The 17,537-nt window shown below is 67.5% G+C and carries 21 protein-coding genes, 1 tRNA gene and 1 pseudogene; 1 reads left to right on the top strand and 22 read right to left on the bottom strand.

The features are described 5' to 3' along the window. The 22 genes and pseudogenes from HZB86_11165 to HZB86_11060 form a co-directional block, all read right to left on the bottom strand. Nucleotides 1–377: LON peptidase substrate-binding domain-containing protein (locus HZB86_11165; GenBank protein ID MBI5906082.1), on the bottom strand; the 377-nt coding region annotated here is incomplete at its 3' end. 9 nt (nt 378–386) lie between these two features. After that, nucleotides 387–1,640, bottom strand: coding sequence for an ATP-dependent Clp protease ATP-binding subunit ClpX (gene clpX / locus HZB86_11160; protein MBI5906081.1), 1,254 nt, complete (start codon nt 1,638–1,640; stop codon nt 387–389). 11 nt (nt 1,641–1,651) lie between these two features. Then, nucleotides 1,652–2,260 (bottom strand): ATP-dependent Clp endopeptidase proteolytic subunit ClpP, encoded by a 609-nt coding sequence (clpP, locus tag HZB86_11155; GenBank protein MBI5906080.1) that lies wholly within the window; start codon nt 2,258–2,260, stop codon nt 1,652–1,654. Then, nucleotides 2,257–3,543, bottom strand: a complete 1,287-nt coding sequence (gene tig / locus HZB86_11150) for a trigger factor (GenBank protein MBI5906079.1) — start codon at nt 3,541–3,543, stop codon at nt 2,257–2,259. Before tig ends, clpP begins: the two co-directional genes overlap by 4 nt. 47 nt (nt 3,544–3,590) lie before the next feature. Beyond that, nucleotides 3,591–3,672 (bottom strand) — tRNA-Leu (locus HZB86_11145). Nucleotides 3,673–3,723: 51 nt separating this feature from the next. After that, nucleotides 3,724–4,134: a PilZ domain-containing protein gene (locus HZB86_11140; GenBank protein MBI5906078.1), complete on the bottom strand. Its 411-nt coding sequence runs from the start codon at nt 4,132–4,134 to the stop codon at nt 3,724–3,726. After that, on the bottom strand, nt 4,131–5,870 hold the full coding sequence (locus tag HZB86_11135) for a response regulator (protein MBI5906077.1): 1,740 nt from the start codon (nt 5,868–5,870) through the stop codon (nt 4,131–4,133). Before HZB86_11135 ends, HZB86_11140 begins: the two co-directional genes overlap by 4 nt. Then, nucleotides 5,871–7,317 (bottom strand): annotated as a pseudogene (locus HZB86_11130) (2,3-bisphosphoglycerate-independent phosphoglycerate mutase). A gap of 1 nt (nt 7,318) precedes the next feature. Beyond that, entirely contained in the window at nt 7,319–8,602 is a 1,284-nt protein-coding gene (eno, locus tag HZB86_11125; protein MBI5906076.1) for a phosphopyruvate hydratase, read from the bottom strand. Between the two features lie 37 nt (nt 8,603–8,639). After that, nucleotides 8,640–9,098 (bottom strand): universal stress protein, encoded by a 459-nt coding sequence (locus HZB86_11120; GenBank protein MBI5906075.1) that lies wholly within the window; start codon nt 9,096–9,098, stop codon nt 8,640–8,642. 87 nt (nt 9,099–9,185) lie between these two features. After that, complete coding sequence (locus HZB86_11115; protein MBI5906074.1) at nt 9,186–9,470, bottom strand: HU family DNA-binding protein; 285 nt, start codon at nt 9,468–9,470, stop codon at nt 9,186–9,188. Nucleotides 9,471–9,607: 137 nt separating this feature from the next. After that, nucleotides 9,608–10,291: a rhomboid family intramembrane serine protease gene (locus HZB86_11110; GenBank protein MBI5906073.1), complete on the bottom strand. Its 684-nt coding sequence runs from the start codon at nt 10,289–10,291 to the stop codon at nt 9,608–9,610. After that, on the bottom strand, nt 10,288–10,935 hold the full coding sequence (locus HZB86_11105; protein ID MBI5906072.1) for a hypothetical protein: 648 nt from the start codon (nt 10,933–10,935) through the stop codon (nt 10,288–10,290). The genes HZB86_11110 and HZB86_11105 overlap by 4 nt, the downstream gene beginning before the upstream one ends. A 223-nt stretch (nt 10,936–11,158) precedes the next feature. Continuing rightward, nucleotides 11,159–11,545 carry a glycine cleavage system protein H gene (locus HZB86_11100; GenBank protein ID MBI5906071.1) on the bottom strand — a complete coding sequence of 129 codons (387 nt, stop codon included), beginning with the start codon at nt 11,543–11,545 and terminating at the stop codon, nt 11,159–11,161. Continuing rightward, the gene (gene folD / locus HZB86_11095; protein ID MBI5906070.1) at nt 11,542–12,408 is read right to left on the bottom strand and encodes a bifunctional methylenetetrahydrofolate dehydrogenase/methenyltetrahydrofolate cyclohydrolase FolD; all 867 of its coding nucleotides are present in this window, start codon (nt 12,406–12,408) and stop codon (nt 11,542–11,544) included. The genes HZB86_11100 and folD overlap by 4 nt, the downstream gene beginning before the upstream one ends. Nucleotides 12,409–12,421: 13 nt before the next feature. After that, the gene (locus tag HZB86_11090) at nt 12,422–12,715 is read right to left on the bottom strand and encodes a zinc ribbon domain-containing protein (protein MBI5906069.1); all 294 of its coding nucleotides are present in this window, start codon (nt 12,713–12,715) and stop codon (nt 12,422–12,424) included. 97 nt (nt 12,716–12,812) lie between these two features. Continuing rightward, the gene (gene groL, locus HZB86_11085) at nt 12,813–14,435 is read right to left on the bottom strand and encodes a chaperonin GroEL (protein ID MBI5906068.1); all 1,623 of its coding nucleotides are present in this window, start codon (nt 14,433–14,435) and stop codon (nt 12,813–12,815) included. Between the two features lie 45 nt (nt 14,436–14,480). Further along, nucleotides 14,481–14,771 (bottom strand): co-chaperone GroES, encoded by a 291-nt coding sequence (gene groES / locus HZB86_11080; protein ID MBI5906067.1) that lies wholly within the window; start codon nt 14,769–14,771, stop codon nt 14,481–14,483. A gap of 194 nt (nt 14,772–14,965) precedes the next feature. Beyond that, complete coding sequence (locus HZB86_11075; protein ID MBI5906066.1) at nt 14,966–15,238, bottom strand: DUF507 family protein; 273 nt, start codon at nt 15,236–15,238, stop codon at nt 14,966–14,968. A gap of 20 nt (nt 15,239–15,258) precedes the next feature. After that, entirely contained in the window at nt 15,259–15,540 is a 282-nt protein-coding gene (locus tag HZB86_11070) for a DUF507 family protein (GenBank protein MBI5906065.1), read from the bottom strand. After that, nucleotides 15,537–16,448 carry an MTAP family purine nucleoside phosphorylase gene (locus HZB86_11065; protein ID MBI5906064.1) on the bottom strand — a complete coding sequence of 304 codons (912 nt, stop codon included), beginning with the start codon at nt 16,446–16,448 and terminating at the stop codon, nt 15,537–15,539. Before HZB86_11065 ends, HZB86_11070 begins: the two co-directional genes overlap by 4 nt. Then, a complete protein-coding gene (locus HZB86_11060; protein MBI5906063.1) occupies nt 16,445–17,134 on the bottom strand; it encodes an outer membrane beta-barrel protein in 690 nt (229 codons plus the stop codon). The genes HZB86_11065 and HZB86_11060 overlap by 4 nt, the downstream gene beginning before the upstream one ends. A gap of 140 nt (nt 17,135–17,274) precedes the next feature. On the opposite strand from HZB86_11060, the gene HZB86_11055 reads away from it, so the two are divergent. Further along, on the top strand, nt 17,275–17,537 hold a 263-nt coding region (locus HZB86_11055), incomplete at its 3' end, for a 3-deoxy-7-phosphoheptulonate synthase (protein MBI5906062.1).

Genomic DNA, 17,537 nt, shown 5'->3' with positions numbered 1-17,537 from the left:
GCCTCCGCCCCGGGGCCGTCGAACGGCGCGGACACCGTCTCCTCGATGCTGACCTGGAAGTACCGGTCGTTGGGGAGGTAGTGGAGGATCCTCGCCCGCTGGCGCCCCTCGACCAGCACCTTCACGGTGCCGTCGGGGAGCCTCAGGCGCTGGATGACGTGGCTGACCGTCCCGATCCGGTGGATCTCGTCCTCGGCCGGCTCGTTCGTGGACGGGTCGATCTGTGAGGAGAGGAAGATGAGCCGGTCGAAGGAGAGCGCGGCCTCGAGCGCGGCGATGGACTTGTCCCGCCCGACGAAGAGGGGGACCACCATGTGCGGGAAGACGACGATGTCCCGCAGCGGCAGGAGCGGAAGGATCTTTTTACGGTCGTCCATCAGGCCACGTCAGGCCAATTCCGCCTTTTTCCCCTGCACGATCTCCGGCGGCACCTTCCCCAGGACGACGTCCTCGGTGACGATGCACTTCTTGATGTTGCTCTGGGACGGGATCTCGTACATGACGTCGAGCATGATGTGCTCGAGGATGGACCGCAGCCCCCGGGCCCCCGCCTTCCGCTCGATGGCCTGCAGGGCGATCGAGCGCAGCGCGCCTTCGGTGAATTCGAGCTTCACGTTCTCGAAGTCGAACAGCCGCTGGTACTGGCGGACCAGCGCGTTCTTCGGCCGCGTGAGGATCTGCACCAGGGCGTCCTCGGACAGCTCGTGGAGGGTGGCCAGGACCGGCAGACGGCCCACGAATTCGGGGATCAGGCCGAACCGGATGAGGTCCTCGGGCTGGCTGAGCTCGAGGAGCTTCCCGAGGTTGCGCTCGGTCCGCGAGACGATGTCGGCCGCGAATCCCATGGTCTTCTTCGCCGTGCGCCGCTCGACGATCGCCTCGAGCCCGACGAAGGCGCCGCCGCAGATGAACAGGATGTTCGTCGTGTCGACCTTGATGAACTCCTGCTGCGGGTGCTTGCGCCCCCCCTTGGGGGGGACGTTGGCGACGGTCCCCTCCAGGATCTTGAGGAGCGCCTGCTGCACCCCTTCGCCAGACACGTCGCGCGTGATGGACGGGTTCTCGGACTTGCGGGCGATCTTGTCGATCTCGTCGATGTAGACGATCCCCCGCTGCGCCTTCTCCACGTCGTAGTCGGCGGTCTGCAGCAGCGACAGGATGATGTTCTCGACGTCCTCGCCCACGTACCCCGCCTCGGTGAGCGTGGTCGCGTCGGCGATGGTGAACGGGACGTTCAGGATGCGCGCCAGCGTCTGGGCCAGCAGGGTCTTCCCGCTGCCGGTGGGCCCCAGCAGGAGGATGTTCGACTTCTGCAGCTCGACGCCGTCGGTCCCCTTCGCCTCGATCCGCTTGTAGTGGTTGTAGACGGCGACGGAGAGGATCTTCTTGGCCCGCTCCTGGCCGATCACGTATTCGTCGAGCGTCTTCTTGATTTCCGCGGGCTTGGGGAGGCGGCGGCGCTTTTCCTCGAGACTGCCGTCGACCTCGTACTCTTCGGAGATGATGTCGTTGCACAGCTCGACGCACTCGTCGCAGATGTACACCGTGGGTCCTGCGATGAGCTTGCGCACCTCGTTCTGCGCCTTCCCGCAGAAGGAGCAGACCAGCAGGTTCGCCTTGTCGTTGAATTTGCGGGTCAAGGGGGCCTCCGTCAGTCGACCAGCGGTTTGGGAGCAGCGCTGCGCTTGGCGACCACCTGATCGATTATACCATACGCCTTCGCCTGCTCCGAGGACATGTAGTAATCCCTCTCGGTATCGTTGGAGATCCGGTCCAGCGGCTGTCCCGTGTGCTTCGACAGGATCATGTTCAGGTGCTCCCGCATCCGGAGGATCTCCTCGGCCTGGATCTTGATGTCGGTGGCCTGTCCCCGCGTCCCGCCCATCGGCTGGTGGATCAGGATCCGGGCGTTGGGCAGCGCCGTCCGCTTCCCCGCCGCGCCGCCGGCCAGGAGGACCGCCGCCATCGACGCCGCCTGCCCGAGGCAGACCGTCGCCACCGGGGGCTTGATGAACTGCATCGTGTCGTAGATCGCCATCCCCGCGGTCACGACCCCGCCGGGGGAGTTGATGTAGATGTTGATGTCCTTGTCCGGATCCTCCGCCTCGAGGAAGAGGAGCTGGGCGATCACCAGGTTGGCGATGTCGTCGTCGACCGGGCTCCCGATGAAGACGATCCGGTCCTTCAGGAGCCGGGAGTAGATGTCGTAGGAACGTTCGCCGCGGCTGGTCTGCTCGACGACGATGGGAACCAGGTTCATTCGGGGGCGACCTCCTTCGAATCGGCGTTCGAAAGCAGGAACGCCATCACTTTCCGCTCCAGGAGCCGGTCCCGCAGGGAGTCGAGCCGCTCCTCGGAACCGTACAGCTCGCGGACCTTCTCGTACTCCATCCCGCCCCCCTCCGCCATCGCCTTCATCTCCGCGTCGATCTCGGAGAAGGGGACGTCCATCCCTTCCGCCTTCGCGATCGCGTCGATCAGCAGGCTCACCCGGACCATCCGCTCCGCGTTGGGGGCGAACCGCTCCGACATCTTATCGACGTCCAGGTTCATTTTCTTCAGGTCCAGTCCCTGGGAGGCGAGCCGCTGGAAGGTGTCCTGCATCATCGCCATCGTCTGGCGCTTCACCAGGGTGGCGGGGACGTCGAAGGCGTTCCGCTCGACCAGCCCCTTCCGGAGATCCTCCTCCGCCCGCTGCCTCGAGCGCTCCTCCGCCTCGGCCCGCAGCCGGTCGCGCATCCTGTTCTTCAGGTCGTCCAGGCCGGACACGTCCCCGAAATTCTTCGCGAACTCCTCGTCCAGCGCGGGGAGCCTCTTCTCCTTGACGCCGGCGACCCGGACATCGAACACCACCTTCTTCCCGGCGAGCTTCGGGTTGGAATGCTCCGCCGGGTAGGCGACCTCGAACGACCGGGAATCCCCCGGGACGACCCCCAGCATCGCCCGCTCGAAATCCGCCCCGAACGGGACGCCGCCGGAGAGGACGACCGACGCCGACTCGTTCCCGTCGACCCGGACGCCGCCGGACGTCGCGGTGAACGAGAACTCCGCGAGGTCCCCCTCGGCCGCCCCCCGGCCCTCGATCGCGTGGAACTGCGCGAGCGACTCCCGGAGCCGCTCCACCGCCGCGTCCACGTCCCCTTCGGATATTTCCACCTTCTCCCGCGTCACGGGGATCCCCTTGTACGACGCGGCCGTGACCTCCGGGATCACCTCGACGGTCGCGGAGAAGACGAAGTCGCGGCCCGGGACCAGCTTCGCCCCGTCCACTCCCCCCATCGAGAGGACCTTCAGCTCCTTCTCCTTCACCACGTCGGCGAGCGCTTCCTTCATCAGCCGCTCCGACACCTCCGCCTCGACCGATTCCCGGAAGAGGCGCTTCACCATGTCCAGCGGCGCCTTTCCCTTGCGGAACCCCTTGAGGGGGACCACCTTCCGGAGCTCGACGAACTCCTCCTCGACCCGGCGGGACACCTCGTCCGCGGGGATCTCCACGTTGATCTTCCGTTCGACTCCGGACACCACGTCCACGCTGGTTTTCATCGCCTCGATGCGCTCCTGTCGGTTAATAGGGGTCCCGCGGCTTTTCCTGGTGCGAGAGGAGGGACTTGAACCCTCACGGTTGCCCACCGGATCCTAAATCCGGCGCGTCTGCCATTCCGCCACTCTCGCACCCGGGAACGGCGCGGAAACTTTATAGTTTAGTCGATTCCGGCTACCGGATCAACGATCGGTGGTCGGCTCGTGGCCGGCCCGCCCGGAGAGCCGCAGCTCCTCGATGGCGGGGGCTTCCTGGTCGAATTGCATACCGAAGATGTAGAACCCCGGGGGGGTGTCCGCGCCGCGGAACCAGGCCACGATCCCCTGCACGCGGATCGGGGGCCTCCCTTCCGGCAGGATCGTCGCGTCGACCCGGTTCCGGAAGGTCATCAGGGTGTCGTACATGATGTGGATGCCGTCCGGGGCGATCCGGGGGGTGATGACGGACATCCCCGACGGGGAGAAGTCCCGGACGGTCCCGGTCACGGGGGATGAGACCTTGCTGGGATCCTTGCCGCTACGGACGGTGAACACAACGGTGGCCACTGGATTGTACCGCTCCCTCTTTCTCCGGTCTTTCCGGAACATCGTCATCCCGCCGGTTCTTCCTTCTTCTCCTCGTCGAGACGCCGCAGCCCCTCCATCATGAGCTGCATCTCGTCCATCTCGATCGTCCGGAGCTTGGTCGTCTGGCCGTGCGCGATGACGAACGGCCCCTCCTGCCACCGCAGCATCTCGTAGAACGCCGCCTCCCCGGAAAGGTTCCCCAGCTCCGAGTGGCGGATCCGCCCGTTCTCGAAGTATATCCTGCCTTCGCCCGACTTTCCCTTCACGCTCACGCACGCGGTCTTCAGGCCCAGGTGAAGGGTCTGCACGATGTCGGGGACGCTCAGGTTCTTCAGGTCCCCCACCACCCCCGACGCCGGGGCGGACCCCGCCCCTCCCTTGCGCCACTTGGCGTCGCGGCGGATGATGTTGCGGATCCGGGCGGCCAGCACCTTGAGGTCCACCGGTTTCACGAGAAAATCCTCGGCCCCGAGGTGGAGGGCGTCCACCTTGGTCTGCGGATCGTCCTTCCCGCTGATGAACACCAGGGGAGTCTCGGCCCAGGCCGCTTCCGAGGCGCGGATCCTGCGGAACATCTCGAGCCCGTCGATCCCCGGCATCAGGACGTCGGCCACGATCAGGTCCGGAGGGTCCTTCTCGATCGCCGCCAGCCCCTCCTCGGCGCTGTCGACCGCGGTCACGTCGAACCCCTCGTTCACGAGCTTGAGCTTCAGGAGGGTGAGGTAGTCGACCTCGTCGTCCACCATCAGGATGCGGGGCTTGGGGCCCATCCCGCGGAAGAAGAATTTCCGGTCGACCACGGAGGTGAACATCTCCACCACCTCGGGGTCGAACTGGGTCCCCACGTTCTTGTGGAGCTCCTGGATCGCCTCGTCCTTGGTGAGGCTGCGGCTGCGGTACGGCCGGTGGGCCGTCATCGCCGCGAACGCGTCGACCACCGCCAGGATCCTCGCGCCGATGGGGATCTCGCGCCCCTTGAGGCCGCTGGGGTACCCCTTGCCGTCGTACCGCTCGTGGTGGTGGATGATGATCGGCTTGACCTTCCACGGGAAGTCGACCGCCTCGATGATCTTCGCGCCGTTCTCGCAGTGGGAACGGACCGTCTTGTACTCGGATTCGGAGATCTCCCGCTTCCCGACGAGGATGTCGCTCTTGATCCCGACCCTGCCGATGTCGTGGAGGAGCGACCCGACCACGATCTCGTCGATCGTCTCGGGGTCGAGCTTCATCTCCTCGGCGATCGAGCGGGCGTACTCCATCGTGATGTGGGAGTTTCCGCCGAAGAACGGGTCGTTCACCTCGAGCAGCCCGACCATCACGTCGACCGTCTCGATCAGGCACTTCTTCAGCCGCTCGAACCGCTGGTCGTCCGGAGGCGCGGGGACGGCGGCGGTGCGCGCCTCCCCCGCCGCGCGGAGCAGCTCGAGGATCTCCCGCTGGTCGAGGATGAAGTCGGAGGAGCCGAACCGGAGGACGTCGTCGGAGCTGCGGATCGTCGTGAACGAGGACACCACGACCACGCGGGTCTTCGGGGAGACGCGCGAGAGGCGGCGCTTGAACTCCACCCCGGAGTAGTCCGGCAGGAACAGCTCCACGAGGGCGAAGTCCTGGACCGAGTTGGCCGCGATCTTGAGCGCCTCCGTCCCGGACCCGGCGAGGGCCACGCGGTACCCTTCGTCCGCGAGGAGGTTCGCGAGCATGTCCCGCACCGACGGGTCGTTGCTCAAGACCAGGACCGACTGGCGCGGTTCGCGGGGCGGCAATTACACCTCCCTCAGGTCGGTGCCGGTCATCTCCGGGGGAACCGGAACGGACAGGAGGTTCAGGATCGTGGGGGCGACGTCCTCCAGCGCGCGGTCGGGCCGGAGGCGGACCCCGGCCGCTCCCGGGTCGGCCAGGACCATGGGGACGAGGTTCGTGGTGTGGGCCGTGTGGGGGCCGCCGGTGTCCGGGTCGATCATCTGCTCCGCGTTCCCGTGGTCCGCGGTCACCAGCGCGACCCCGCCGATCTCCCACACCTTCTCGACGACCCGCTGCAGGTTCCGGTCGACCGCCTCGACCGCCTGGATCGCCGCCGGAAGGATCCCCGTGTGCCCGACCATGTCGCCGTTGGCGAAGTTGAGGATCATCAGGTCGTGCTTCCGGGAGCCGATCTCCGCCACCGCGCGCTCCGCCACTTCGTACGCGCTCATCTCCGGCTTCCGGTCGTAGGTGGGGACCGACGGGGACGGGACCAGGATCCGGGACTCCCCGGGGAACACCTTCTCCTCCCCGCCGTTGAAGAAGTACGTCACGTGCGCGTACTTCTCCGTCTCCGCGATCCGAAGGTTCCGCAATCCCGCCCCCGCCAGGACCCCGGCGAGGATGCGGTCCATCGTCTGGGGGGGGAACGCGGCGGGGAGCCCGAACGATTCGTCGTACGTCGTCATGCAGGCGTAATGGAGGGAGAGGCGCTCCGGCCGCGGGAAGGCGTCGAACGCCTCCCGCGTAAGCGCGCGGGTGATCTCCCGCGCGCGGTCCGCCCGGAAGTTGAAGAAGATGACCGCGTCCCCCGGCGCGATCCGCCCCACGGGCGCGCCGCCCCGGACGATCACCGCGGGCTCGATGAACTCGTCGGTCTTCCCGTCGGCGTAGGACGCCTCGACGGCGGCGACCGGGTCGGCGAACGTCCTCCCCTCCCCCCGCACCATCGCCTTGTACGCCCGCTCGACGCGGTCCCACCGGTTGTCCCGGTCCATCGCGTAGTACCGCCCGATGACGGTGGCGACCTCTCCCGTCCCGACCGCGGCGATCTCGGCCTGCAGCGCCCGGAGATGGTCGATCCCGCTCTTCGGCGGCGTGTCCCGGCCGTCGAAGAGCGGGTGCACGAAAACCTTCCCCACGCCCCGTTCCTTCGCCATCCGCAGCAACGCGTACAGGTGGGTGTGCAGCGAGTGCACCCCCCCGTCGGACAGGAGCCCGACCAGGTGCAACGCCCCGCCCTTGCTCCCGGCCGCGTCCATCGCGACGCGCAGAATCCGGTTGCGGAAGAAATCGCCCGTCTGGATGGATTTCGTGATGCGGACGAGATCCTGGTACACCACCCGGCCCGCCCCGAGGTTCAGATGCCTCGAAGAAAGGGGTGTCGGCGAGGGCCACCGCGTTCCCTTCCGTCTCCTCGCGGTGGCCCCATCCGTCCATGATGACGAGTGCGACGAACCGTCTTTCCATTTCAGATATTATAGAACACTCCCCTCCCGTCGAAGCGGGCCACCGGCCCCAGCTCCTCCTCGATCCGCAGCAGCTGGTTGTACTTGGCGACCCGGTCGGTCCGCGACGCGGATCCGGTCTTGATCTGCCCGGTGGAGAGCCCCACGACCAGGTCCGCGATCGTGGTGTCCTCCGTCTCCCCGGACCGGTGCGATACGACGGCGGTCCACCCGGCGCGCTTGGCCGTCTCGATCGCCTCGACCGTCTCGGTCACCGTCCCGACCTGGTTCAGCTTGATGAGGATCGAATTGGCCACGCCCTTTTCGATCCCCTTCCGGAGGATCTTCGGGTTCGTGACGAAGACGTCGTCCCCGACGATCTGGATCTTCTTCCCCATCGCGTCGGTGAACATCTTCCACCCGGCCCAGTCGTCCTCCGAGAAGCCGTCCTCGATGGAGATGATCGGGTACTGGCGGCAGAGGTCCTCGTAGAACCTCACCATCTGCGCCGCGTCGCGCTTCGACCCGTCCGACTTCCGGAAGACGTACTTCCCCTTTTCCCCGAACTCCGAGGCGGCCGCGTCGAGGGCGATGCAGATGTCCTTCCCCGGCGAGTACCCGGCCTTCGTCACCGCCTCGAGGATGACCTCGATCGCCTCGGCGTTCGAACGGAGCAGCGGCGCGAAGCCCCCCTCGTCGCCGACGTTCGTGTTCAGCCCCCTGCCTTTCAGGACCTTCTTCAGGTTGTGGAACGTCTCCGCCCCCATCCGCAGCGCGCCGGAGAAGCTCTTCGCCCCCACGGGCATCGCCATGAACTCCTGGATGTCGACGTTGTTGTCCGCGTGGGAGCCGCCGTTCAGGATGTTCATCATCGGGACCGGCAGGGTGCATCCGCCGACCCCGCCGAGGTACCGGTACAGCGGAAGGCCGCACGCGTCGGCCGCCGCGCGGGCGACCGCCATCGAAACGCCGAGGATCGCGTTGGCGCCGAGCTTCCCCTTGTTCTCCGTGCCGTCCAGGTCGATCAGCGTCCGGTCGACCAGCGCCTGGTCCACGGCGTCGAAGCCCAGGACCTTCGGCGCGATCACCTGGTTCACGTTGCGGACCGCCTTCTCCACGCTCTTTCCCATATACCGCTTCGGGTCGCCGTCCCGCAGCTCGACCGCCTCGCGGGTCCCCGTGGACGCTCCCGAGGGAACGATGGCGCGCCCCTCCGCCCCGGACTCCAGCAGCACCTCGACCTCGACCGTGGGATTCCCGCGGGAATCGAGGACCTGCCTTCCGTGCACATCGATGATCATCGTCATGCTGCGCTCCTCCTGCGCGAAGTATGGTGGGGCGGAATCACGGGTGGACGAACTCCCGGTCGCCCTGGCGGACCGACAGCACGGGACACGGCGCCATGCGGATCACCTTCTCCGCCGTGCTGCCGAAGATCACGTGCTCGACGCCGGTGCGGCCGTGCGTGCCGATGACGATCAGCCCCGCCCCCGTCTCCCGCGCCGTCTTGATGATCTCCCGGTACGGAACGCCGGAGGCGGTCAAGGTCGCGACGTCCGGGATCCCCCGGAAATGGGTGTCCACGAACCGCTCCATCCCCTCCCGGGCGTACTGCTCCATCCGGCCGCGGAGCAGCTCCACCGGCACCTCGCCGCGGAACATCGGGTCGAACGCGGCCGGTTCGTCGAGGACGTGCAGCACGGTCAGGCGGGACCCGAAATGCTCCGCCAGCCGGCGCGCCGCGCGGGCCGCCTCGGCGGAGCACTCGGAGAAGTCGGAGGGCAACAGGATCTTCGAGAACATGGCTCCCCCTCCACAATAAAACGCCCCGGCCGTTGCGTGGTCGGCCGGGGCGCGAGGCTGAAACGGAACCGCAATCGCTGTGGCGCGTTACTTCTTCTTCCCGCCAACCGCTTCCTTGAGGGCCTTTCCCGCGCTGAACTTGGGAACCTTGGCCGCCTTGATCTTGATGGTTTCGCCGGTCTGGGGATTGCGCCCCGTGCGGGCCTTCCGGTTGCTGACGCTGAACGTCCCGAAGCCGGTGAGGGTGAGCTTCTCCCCCTTCTTGAGGCTCTTGGTGACCGCGCCGAGGAACGCCTCGACGGCCGCCTCCGCCTGTCCTTTCCCGATCCCCGCGTCCGCGCGAACAGCTTCGACCAGTTCCGCCTTCGTCATCTGCCGAACCTCCTAGAAAAGATTTTTTGCACTCCCCGGATCCCGGGAATAACGCCGGTACAGAGCGTGTTCAAGTTGGATTCATTAACCCCGAAAGAAGCGCCGGTGTCAAGAACTAAACGGACGATCCGGGATGTTCAAACCGTTGCCGCGCGGCCCTTCCCGCCCCGCCCGATGAACGTCTTGAGGAAGACCATCCCCGCGACGAACCCTCCGACGTGCGCCCACCACGCGACGCCGCCGGACAGGGTCGCGCGCCCGAGCGACGCCGCGCCGCTCAGGAACTGGAGCAGGAACCAGAGCCCGAGGAAGACCACGGCGGGGATCTCCACCACGGTGAAGATGACGAACAGCGGCAGGAGCGTGACCACGCGCGCGCGCGGGAAGAGCAGGAAGTAGGCGCCGAGGACGCCGGCGATCGCGCCGGACGCACCGAGGTTGGGGACTGCGGAGGCCGGCTGGAAGAGGATCTGCACCCCGAACGAGACCAGGCCGCACGCGAGGTAGAAGAGGAGATACCCTCCGTGGCCGAGGGTGTCCTCCACGTTGTCGCCGAAGATGTACAGGTAGAGCATGTTCCCCAGCATGTGCATCCAGCCGCCGTGGAGGAACATCGCGGTCAGCGGCGTGAACATCTCCCGCGGGGACAGGAACACGTCCACGACGAACCGCGCCGGAACGACCGCGTGCCTCTGCACGAAGGGAAAGAGATCCTCTCCCAGCGCGACCTGGTAGAGAAACGCGGCCACGTTGACGGCGATCAGGGCGTAGTTGACGACGGGGACGCGCGAGGACGGGATCGTATCGCGGATCGGAATCATAGGTTGCTATAATTATACGCCATGCCATCCCGCCGGCTGTTCCTCTTCTGCACGGTCGCCTCCGTGCTCCTGCACCTCCTCGTCCTGTGGCTCGCGTACCTTCTGCCCGCCGCGGCCCCCCGTCCCGAGGAGGTGATGGTGATCGACCTCGCGGACATCCCGAGGTCGACCGACTTCCTTCCTCCGCGGCCGGGAATCCTGGAGGGGAGCCGCCCCCGTCCCGCGCCCGCGCCGCGGCCGGAGCGACGGAGGGAGGCGCCGGAGCGGCAGCCGATGGAGGGGCGGGTGCCGGACCTCCCCGTGAAGCCGGACCTCCCCCCCGAGAAGTCGTTCCCGGCGCCCGCCGCGAAGGAGGCCCCGCCGGCGCCGCCTTCCGCGCCGCCCTCCGCGCCGCCCGCGCGGCCCGCCGCCTCCGCGAAACGCGCGCCCGCGCCCGAGGGGTCCCGGTCGCTCCGGGACCTCACCCCGTCGCTCGGGAAGATGGTGATGGCGCGGGAGGAGCCTTCCGGGGGCCGCGGACAGGAAGGAACCTCGGGAAGCGCCGTGGGCACCGGGGGGAAGACGATCGGGAAAGAGGGGGTCACGGAGGAGGGCGGAGGAGGTTTCCGGCTGACGCCGCTCAACGCGCCGGAGGTGCAGTACATCTCCTACTTCGCGTCGATCAAGCGGAAGATCGAGCTGGTGTGGCAATACCCGTACGAAGCCGCGACGGCGGGGATCCTCGGGAAGCCGGATCCTCGACGACGAGGCGATCCGCTCCATCCGCAAGGCCGCGCCGTTCGACCCGATCCCCGCGAACTACGACATCCCCCACCTGCAGATCCGCGGCCGCTTCGTCTACGTCCACGGCGGGGCGCTGCGGCTGCGTTAGTCCTCCCCGGTGAACCGCCGGTAGTCGCCCGCGGAGAGGAGGTCGTCGAGCTCCCGTGGATCGGAGGGCCGGATCGTCAGGAGCCACCCGGATCCGTACGGGTCCTTCGTCACCTTCTGCGGCGCGGTCTCGATGTCGGGATTGGTTTCGACCACGGTTCCCGTGACGGGGGACAGGAGCTCGAAGACGGTCGAGGACGACTCCACCAGGCCGATCGGCTCCCCCGCGGCCACTTCCGTCGAAGGCGGCGGAAGCTCGGCGGACACCAAGTCGCCGAGGAACAGGCCGGGGAGATGGGTCAGCCCCGACCGGACGTCGCCCTGCGCGCCGCGCGCCGCCCAGACGTGGGACCGGGAGTACCTGCGGTCCTCGGGCGGGTTCACGCCCGCCTTTCGGGGGTCCGGCGGAGGGCCGCCTCGTAGGTGTTCTGGAGGAGCATCGCGATGGTCATCGGTCCGACGCCGCCGGGCACCGGGGTGATCGCGCCGGCCGCCTCCCTCGCCTCGTCGAACGCCACGTCGCCGCACAGCTTCCCCGCGGCGTTCCGGTTCATCCCGACGTCGATGACGACCGCCCCCGGCTTGATCCAGGAGCCCCGGATCATCTCCGCCCTGCCCACCGCGGCCACCACGACGTCCCCCGTGCGGACGACCGACGGGAGGTCCCGCGTGCGGGAGTGGCAGATCGTCACGGTGGCGTGGCGCGAGAGGAGGAGCATCGCGGCGGGCTTGCCGACGATGTTGCTGCGGCCGACCACCACGGCGTGCAGCCCTTTAAGCTCCACCTTCTCGTGGTCGAGCATCCGGAGGATCCCGTACGGCGTGCACGGGAGAAAGGAGGTCCCCCCGGTGAAGAGACGGCCGGCGTTGATCGGGTGGAACCCGTCCACGTCCTTCTCCGGCGAGACCGCCTCGATGACCTTCTTCTCGTCGATGTGCGATGGCAGCGGGAGCTGGACGAGGATCCCGTGGACCGCGTCGTCGGCGTTCAGGCGCGCGACGAGGTCGAGGAGCTCCTTTTCCGGGGTGGACGCGGGCAGGTCGATCTGGCGGGAGTCGAACCCCGCCTCCGCCGACGCCTTCCCCTTGTTGCGGACGTAGACCTGGGACGCCGGGTCCTCCCCGACGAGGACGACGGTCAGGCCGGGACGCACGCCGGTGCGCGCGGTGAACTCCGCGACCTTCCCCTTCACCTCGGAGCGGACGATCGCGGCGATCGCCTTCCCGTCGATCAGCCTCGCGGGCACCGGGCGGGGCCTTTCAGTCGAGCTTCGGACACCCCGCGCACGCGGGGGCCGGCTCCGAACCGGTCGACGCGGGGCAGGACGCCTCCCCGGGGGGCTTCTTCGCTTTTCCGTTCCCGTTGCCGTGGTTCTTGCTGCCGTAATCGGTCGCGTACCAGCCGCTTCCCTTCAGGTGGAACGCCCCGGGGGAGATCATCCGGTCGACCTTCCCCCCGCACGACGGGCACTTCCGCATCGGGCCGTCGTGGATCCCCTCGATCCGCTCCGCGACCGCCTCGCACTTCCGGCATTTGTATTCGTAGATGGGCATGGCGCTTCCATTCCTCCAAACGTGTCGCTTTGCGCTCCATGCAAAAAAGCTCCCCGGGCCGCAGGGGCCCGGGGAGCGCTCCCGCATGCAGGATATTTTAGTACATTCCGCCGCCGCCCGGGGGCATCGGCGGCATCTCCTTCTTCTCCTCGGGCTTCTCGGCGATGGCGCACTCCGTGGTGATCATGAGGCCCGCCACGGACGCGGCGTTCTGCAGCGCCACCCGGGTCACCTTGGTCGGATCGAGGATTCCGCCCTTCATCAGGTCCTCGAACACCTCGGTGCCCGCGTTGTAGCCGTAGTTCCCCTTCCCGCTCCGGATCTTGTCGACGATGACGCCGCCGTCCTGGCCGGCGTTGATCGCGATCTGCTTGGCGGGCTCGATGAGCGCCTTGCGGACGATGTCCGCGCCCGCCTGCTGGTCGTGCTCCAGCTTGAGGCCGTCCAGGGCGGAAGCGGCGCGGATGTACGCCACCCCGCCGCCGGCCACGATCCCTTCCTCGACCGCCGCGCGGGTCGCGTGGAGGGCGTCCTCGACGCGCGCCTTCTTCTCCTTCATCTCCGTCTCGGTGGCCGCGCCGACGTTGATCACGGCCACGCCGCCGACCAGCTTGGCCAGCCGCTCCTGGAGCTTTTCCTTGTCGTAGTCGGACGTGGTCTCCTCGACCTGCGCCCGGATCTGCTTCACCCGGCCCTCGATATCGGCCTTCTTTCCGGCGCCGTCGATGACGGTGGTGTTGTCCTTGTCGATGACCACGCGCTTGGCGCGGCCCAGGTCGGCCAGGGTCACCGCCTCGAGCTTGATCCCCATCTCCTCGGCGATCGCCTTGCCGCCGGTGAGGATCGCGATGTCCTCGAGCATCGCCTTGCGCCGGTCCCCGAAGCCGGGGGCCTTGACGGCGGAGGCGTTCAGCGTGCCGCGGAGCTTGTTCACGACGAGGGTCGCCAGCGCCTCGCCCTCGACCTCCTCGGCGACGATCAGCAGCGGCTTGCCGCTGCGGGCGATCTGCTCCAGCAGCGGGAGCAGGTCCTTCATGTTGGAGATCTTCTTCTCGTGGATGAGGATGTACGGGTCCTCGAGGATGACTTCCATCCGCTCGGGGTCCGTGACGAAGTACGGGGAGAGGTAGCCGCGGTCGAACTGCATCCCCTCGACGATCTCGAGGGTGGTCTCCATCCCCTTGGCCTCCTCGACCGTGATGACGCCTTCCTTGCCGACCTTCGACATCGCCTCGGAGATGATGTTCCCGATCGTCTCGTCGTTGTTCGCCGAGATGGTGCCGACCTGGGCGATCTCCTTGGGGTCCTTCGTCGCCTTGGACATCTTCTTCAGCTCCGCCGCGACCGACTCGACCGCCTTGTCGATCCCGCGCTTGAGATCCATCGGGTTGTAGCCGGCCGCGACCAGCTTGGAGCCTTCCTGGTAGATCTTCTGGGCCAGCACGGTGGCGGTGGTGGTGCCGTCCCCCGCCACGTCGCTCGTCTTGGAGGCGACCTCCTTCACCATCTGCGCGCCCATGTTCTCGAACTTGTCCGGGAGCTCCACTTCCTTGGCCACCGTGACGCCGTCCTTGGTGACCAGGGGGGAGCCGAAGGACTTCTCGATGATCACGTTGCGGCCCCGGGGGCCGAGGGTCACCTTGACCGCGTCGGCCAGTGCGTCGACGCCCACCTTGATCTTGCCGCGGGCCTCCTCGCTGAATTTCAGAACTTTCGCCATCGGTACCTTCCTCCTTGTCGATTCGCTCTTGGGATGTGGGGGATGCTACTTCGTGAAGATCGCGAGGATGTCGTCCTCGCGCAGGATCAGGTGCTCCACGCCGTCCACCTTGATCTCGGTTCCGGAATACTTGCCGAACAGGATGCGGTCGCCCGCCTTCACCTCGGGGGCCACCCGGGTCCCGTTGTCGGTCACCTTGCCCGGGCCCACCGCGACGACCAGCCCCTCCTGCGGCTTCTCCTTGGCGGAGTCGGGGATGATGATCCCGCCCTTGGTCTTGGCCTCTTCCTCCACCCGCTTGATCAGAACCCTGTCCTGCAACGGCTTGACTTTCATGCTGCCTCCTCCTTCTACCCGAAGTGTCTGGAATGCCTTCCGGCTGTTAGCACTCGTTAGCATGGAGTGCTAACAGGCAATATACAGGGGGGGCGAAACGGATGTCAAGGGGGGTACGGAAAAAACCTGCGGAACGAAGAAAACCGCTATGTTAACGGATATTTCCTTCCGGTCGGGGGGCGGTGCGGTCCGTTTTACAACTTCTTCCGGGCCATCTCCTCCTCGAAATATTTCCGGTGGAGGATTTCCCATTCGCGCCCTCCTTCGAGAACGCGGCGGGACAGCCGCGAGATCCTTTCGCGGGCGTAGGCGTCGGCCTCCTCCTCCATCCTGGCGTACGACGAAAGCACCGCCTTGGCCTCGCGGTGCGCCGCCGGTTCGTCGGGAAAATCGGCCAGCCCTCCCTTGTGGAGCGCGTTGCGCACCAGGTGGGACAGGTGGGAGATGCGGGCCTCGGTGAGTCGCAACGGCTCCCTCCGGCTACGGGTTACAGGACGATCCCACGGTCCCGGGCGAGCCGCTCCTTGATCTTCTGGAAAAGGACGCGGGTGTTGGCCTGGGTGTGGTCGATCTTCTTCAGGTGCTGTTCGAGGAGCGCGTCCGCCTCCCGGTCGAGCTCCTCCTCCCGCTGGATGTCCTTCCGGATCTCGGCGGCCATCCGGGCGAGGATCGCCTCGTCCGCCCCCTTCGGCCGGACCAGCCCCTTCGCCTTCCACCGGGAGAGGATCGACCCGCAGGCGCGCCGGATCTGTTCGTCGGTGAACTTCAACGCTTCCCCCCCCGGGGCGGAGCCGCCCATTCGCGGAAATCGGGGCCGATCGCGCCCTTCTTCCTGTATCTTTCCATCGAAACCGCGCAGGGGCAATCCCTTTCCGCCCCCGCGACCGATTCCGCGGCGGCCAGCGCGATCCCGGGGATCGCGTTCTTCGCCGCTTCCACCGACCTCGCGCCGGAGGGCGGGAGCATCCCTTCGAACAGGGCCCCGCGGCGGTACGGCAGGCGCCTCACCCCTTCCGCGTAGTTCGTCACGTACGCCACGGGCGCGTAGCAGATCTCGAGCTCCCTGGCGAGAAACGCCTCGGGGCACAGCGTCATCCCGACGAGGTCCGCCCCCGCGCGGGCCAGGAACCGGATCTCCGCCGGGGTCTCGAGGCGCGGCCCCTCGGTGCAGGCGTAGGTGCCGCCGAAATGGAAACGCCCTGCTTCGCCCCCGTCCGCTGCGTCGCGCAGTGCATTCCTCAGCGTCTCACAGAACACCGGGAACTGGCGGATGAAGCCGATCCCCTTCCCCTCGAAGAAGGTGGACGGGCGGTTCCGGGTGAAGTCGAGCAGGTCGTCCGGGAGGACCAGGTCGCCCGGGCGGTAGCTCCGGGAGACCGCGCCGGGCCCGGTCCACGCGAAGATCCGCTCGACGCCCAGCAGCTTCGCGGCGTACACGTTCGCCCGGTAGTTCACGTACGGCGCGGTCGTATCGTAGGCGCGCTCGCCGTGGCGGGAGAGGAAGCAGTAGCGGAACCCTCCCCGGTCGAAGAGGTGGACCGGGTTCGAGAAGCCGTACGGGGTGCGCACGCGCCGGGAGGAGAGCCGCTCCCCGAGGACCCCGGAAGGGAGGGAGTACGCCCCGGACCCCCCGAGAAGGAGGACCCGGGGCTTTTCGCCCGTTCCGCGCCGCCTCAGAACGCCAGCCGGACGCCGAGGTTGACCGTCCACCCGCCCATGTTCACGTCGAACGAGGTCCCGGCGTTGGAGGTGAACGTCGGCTCCACGAAGTGGTATCTCCCCTCGAAGTTGAGCGCCGCCCGCGGGTTCAGCCACAGGTCCGCGCCGGCGGAGAGGTAACCGCCGATGTCGGTCTCGGATTCGTCGATCCCGCTGAAGCCGGTCCGGGGCGCTTCCTTCAGGGAGGCGAAGTAGAGGCCGATCCCGCCGCCGACGTACGGCTCGATGAACGGGTGCGGGATGATCAGCCGTCCGCCGATCGTCAGCGGGACCACGGACGCCTCGTCCGCCCCCCGTTCCGCGGCGTACGCGCCGAACGTCCCTTCGACCGCGAAGACCGGCGACACCCGGGACCCGATCCCCACGTCGAAATGGCCGCCGGAATCGTAACCCCGGAGCCCGTCGAGGTCGTCGTTGGGCTCGAACACCCCGATGTGGGCGAAGAAGTACGGCTGGCCGTGCTGCGCGTGCCGGGGCGGGGGAACATCCGCCCCGCGGCGCGGGGGCGGGGGAGGAGGCGCGTAGTCGCCGCGGGACCCCCGCTCGTACCGGTCGTACTCCGCCGCGAGCCCCGCGGCCGGGACGACCGCCACCGTGACCGCCGCCATTGCCACCGCCAGGAACAGCGCCGAAAGCTTTCTCATGTGTGATCTCCTCCCTGGGTCCCGGTTTTCGGGGACGAATTCGAGGATACCGCCGCCCCAACTGGAAAGAAAGGGGCGGAATCCAATATAATAGGGTATCCCCTGCAGATAAACATACGTCACACCCACGGGAGAAATTCATGATCATCGTCATGGGGCAAGGTGCGGCCCCGAAGGAAATCCGGGCCGTCATCGCCAGGATCAAGGAGCTCGGGTACCGGTCCCACCCGATCTACGGCAAGGAGCGGACCGTCATCGGGGCCGTGGGCGACGAGCGCGGCAAGTTCGTCCTCCAGGCCCTCGAGTCGCTCCCCGGGGTCGAGCGCGTCGTCCCGATCCTCAAGCCGTACAAGCTCGCCAGCCGGGAGGTGAAGCCCGAGCGGACGGTGGTCCGGATCGCCCC

This window comes from Deltaproteobacteria bacterium (assembly GCA_016234845.1).
Lineage (GTDB): Bacteria > Desulfobacterota > Deferrimicrobia > Deferrimicrobiales > Deferrimicrobiaceae > JACRNP01.
Note: the sequence above shows the minus strand (reverse complement) of the source record. Positions and strands in the feature narration are given on the sequence as shown.

What these genes read in the sequence shown, in the direction of transcription:
- clpP (MBI5906080.1), bottom strand. Translation starts at nt 2,260, where the DNA reads ATGAACCTGGTTCCCATCGTCGTCGAGCAGACCAGCCGCGGCGAACGT.
- tig (MBI5906079.1), bottom strand. Translation starts at nt 3,543, where the DNA reads ATGAAAACCAGCGTGGACGTGGTGTCCGGAGTCGAACGGAAGATCAAC.
- HZB86_11140 (MBI5906078.1), bottom strand. Translation starts at nt 4,134, where the DNA reads ATGACGATGTTCCGGAAAGACCGGAGAAAGAGGGAGCGGTACAATCCA.
- eno (MBI5906076.1), bottom strand. Translation starts at nt 8,602, where the DNA reads ATGACGATGATCATCGATGTGCACGGAAGGCAGGTCCTCGATTCCCGC.
- HZB86_11120 (MBI5906075.1), bottom strand. Translation starts at nt 9,098, where the DNA reads ATGTTCTCGAAGATCCTGTTGCCCTCCGACTTCTCCGAGTGCTCCGCC.
- HZB86_11115 (MBI5906074.1), bottom strand. Translation starts at nt 9,470, where the DNA reads ATGACGAAGGCGGAACTGGTCGAAGCTGTTCGCGCGGACGCGGGGATC.
- HZB86_11110 (MBI5906073.1), bottom strand. Translation starts at nt 10,291, where the DNA reads ATGATTCCGATCCGCGATACGATCCCGTCCTCGCGCGTCCCCGTCGTC.
- HZB86_11105 (MBI5906072.1), bottom strand. Translation starts at nt 10,935, where the DNA reads ATGTACTGCACCTCCGGCGCGTTGAGCGGCGTCAGCCGGAAACCTCCT.
- HZB86_11090 (MBI5906069.1), bottom strand. Translation starts at nt 12,715, where the DNA reads ATGCCCATCTACGAATACAAATGCCGGAAGTGCGAGGCGGTCGCGGAG.
- groL (MBI5906068.1), bottom strand. Translation starts at nt 14,435, where the DNA reads ATGGCGAAAGTTCTGAAATTCAGCGAGGAGGCCCGCGGCAAGATCAAG.
- groES (MBI5906067.1), bottom strand. Translation starts at nt 14,771, where the DNA reads ATGAAAGTCAAGCCGTTGCAGGACAGGGTTCTGATCAAGCGGGTGGAG.
- HZB86_11060 (MBI5906063.1), bottom strand. Translation starts at nt 17,134, where the DNA reads ATGAGAAAGCTTTCGGCGCTGTTCCTGGCGGTGGCAATGGCGGCGGTC.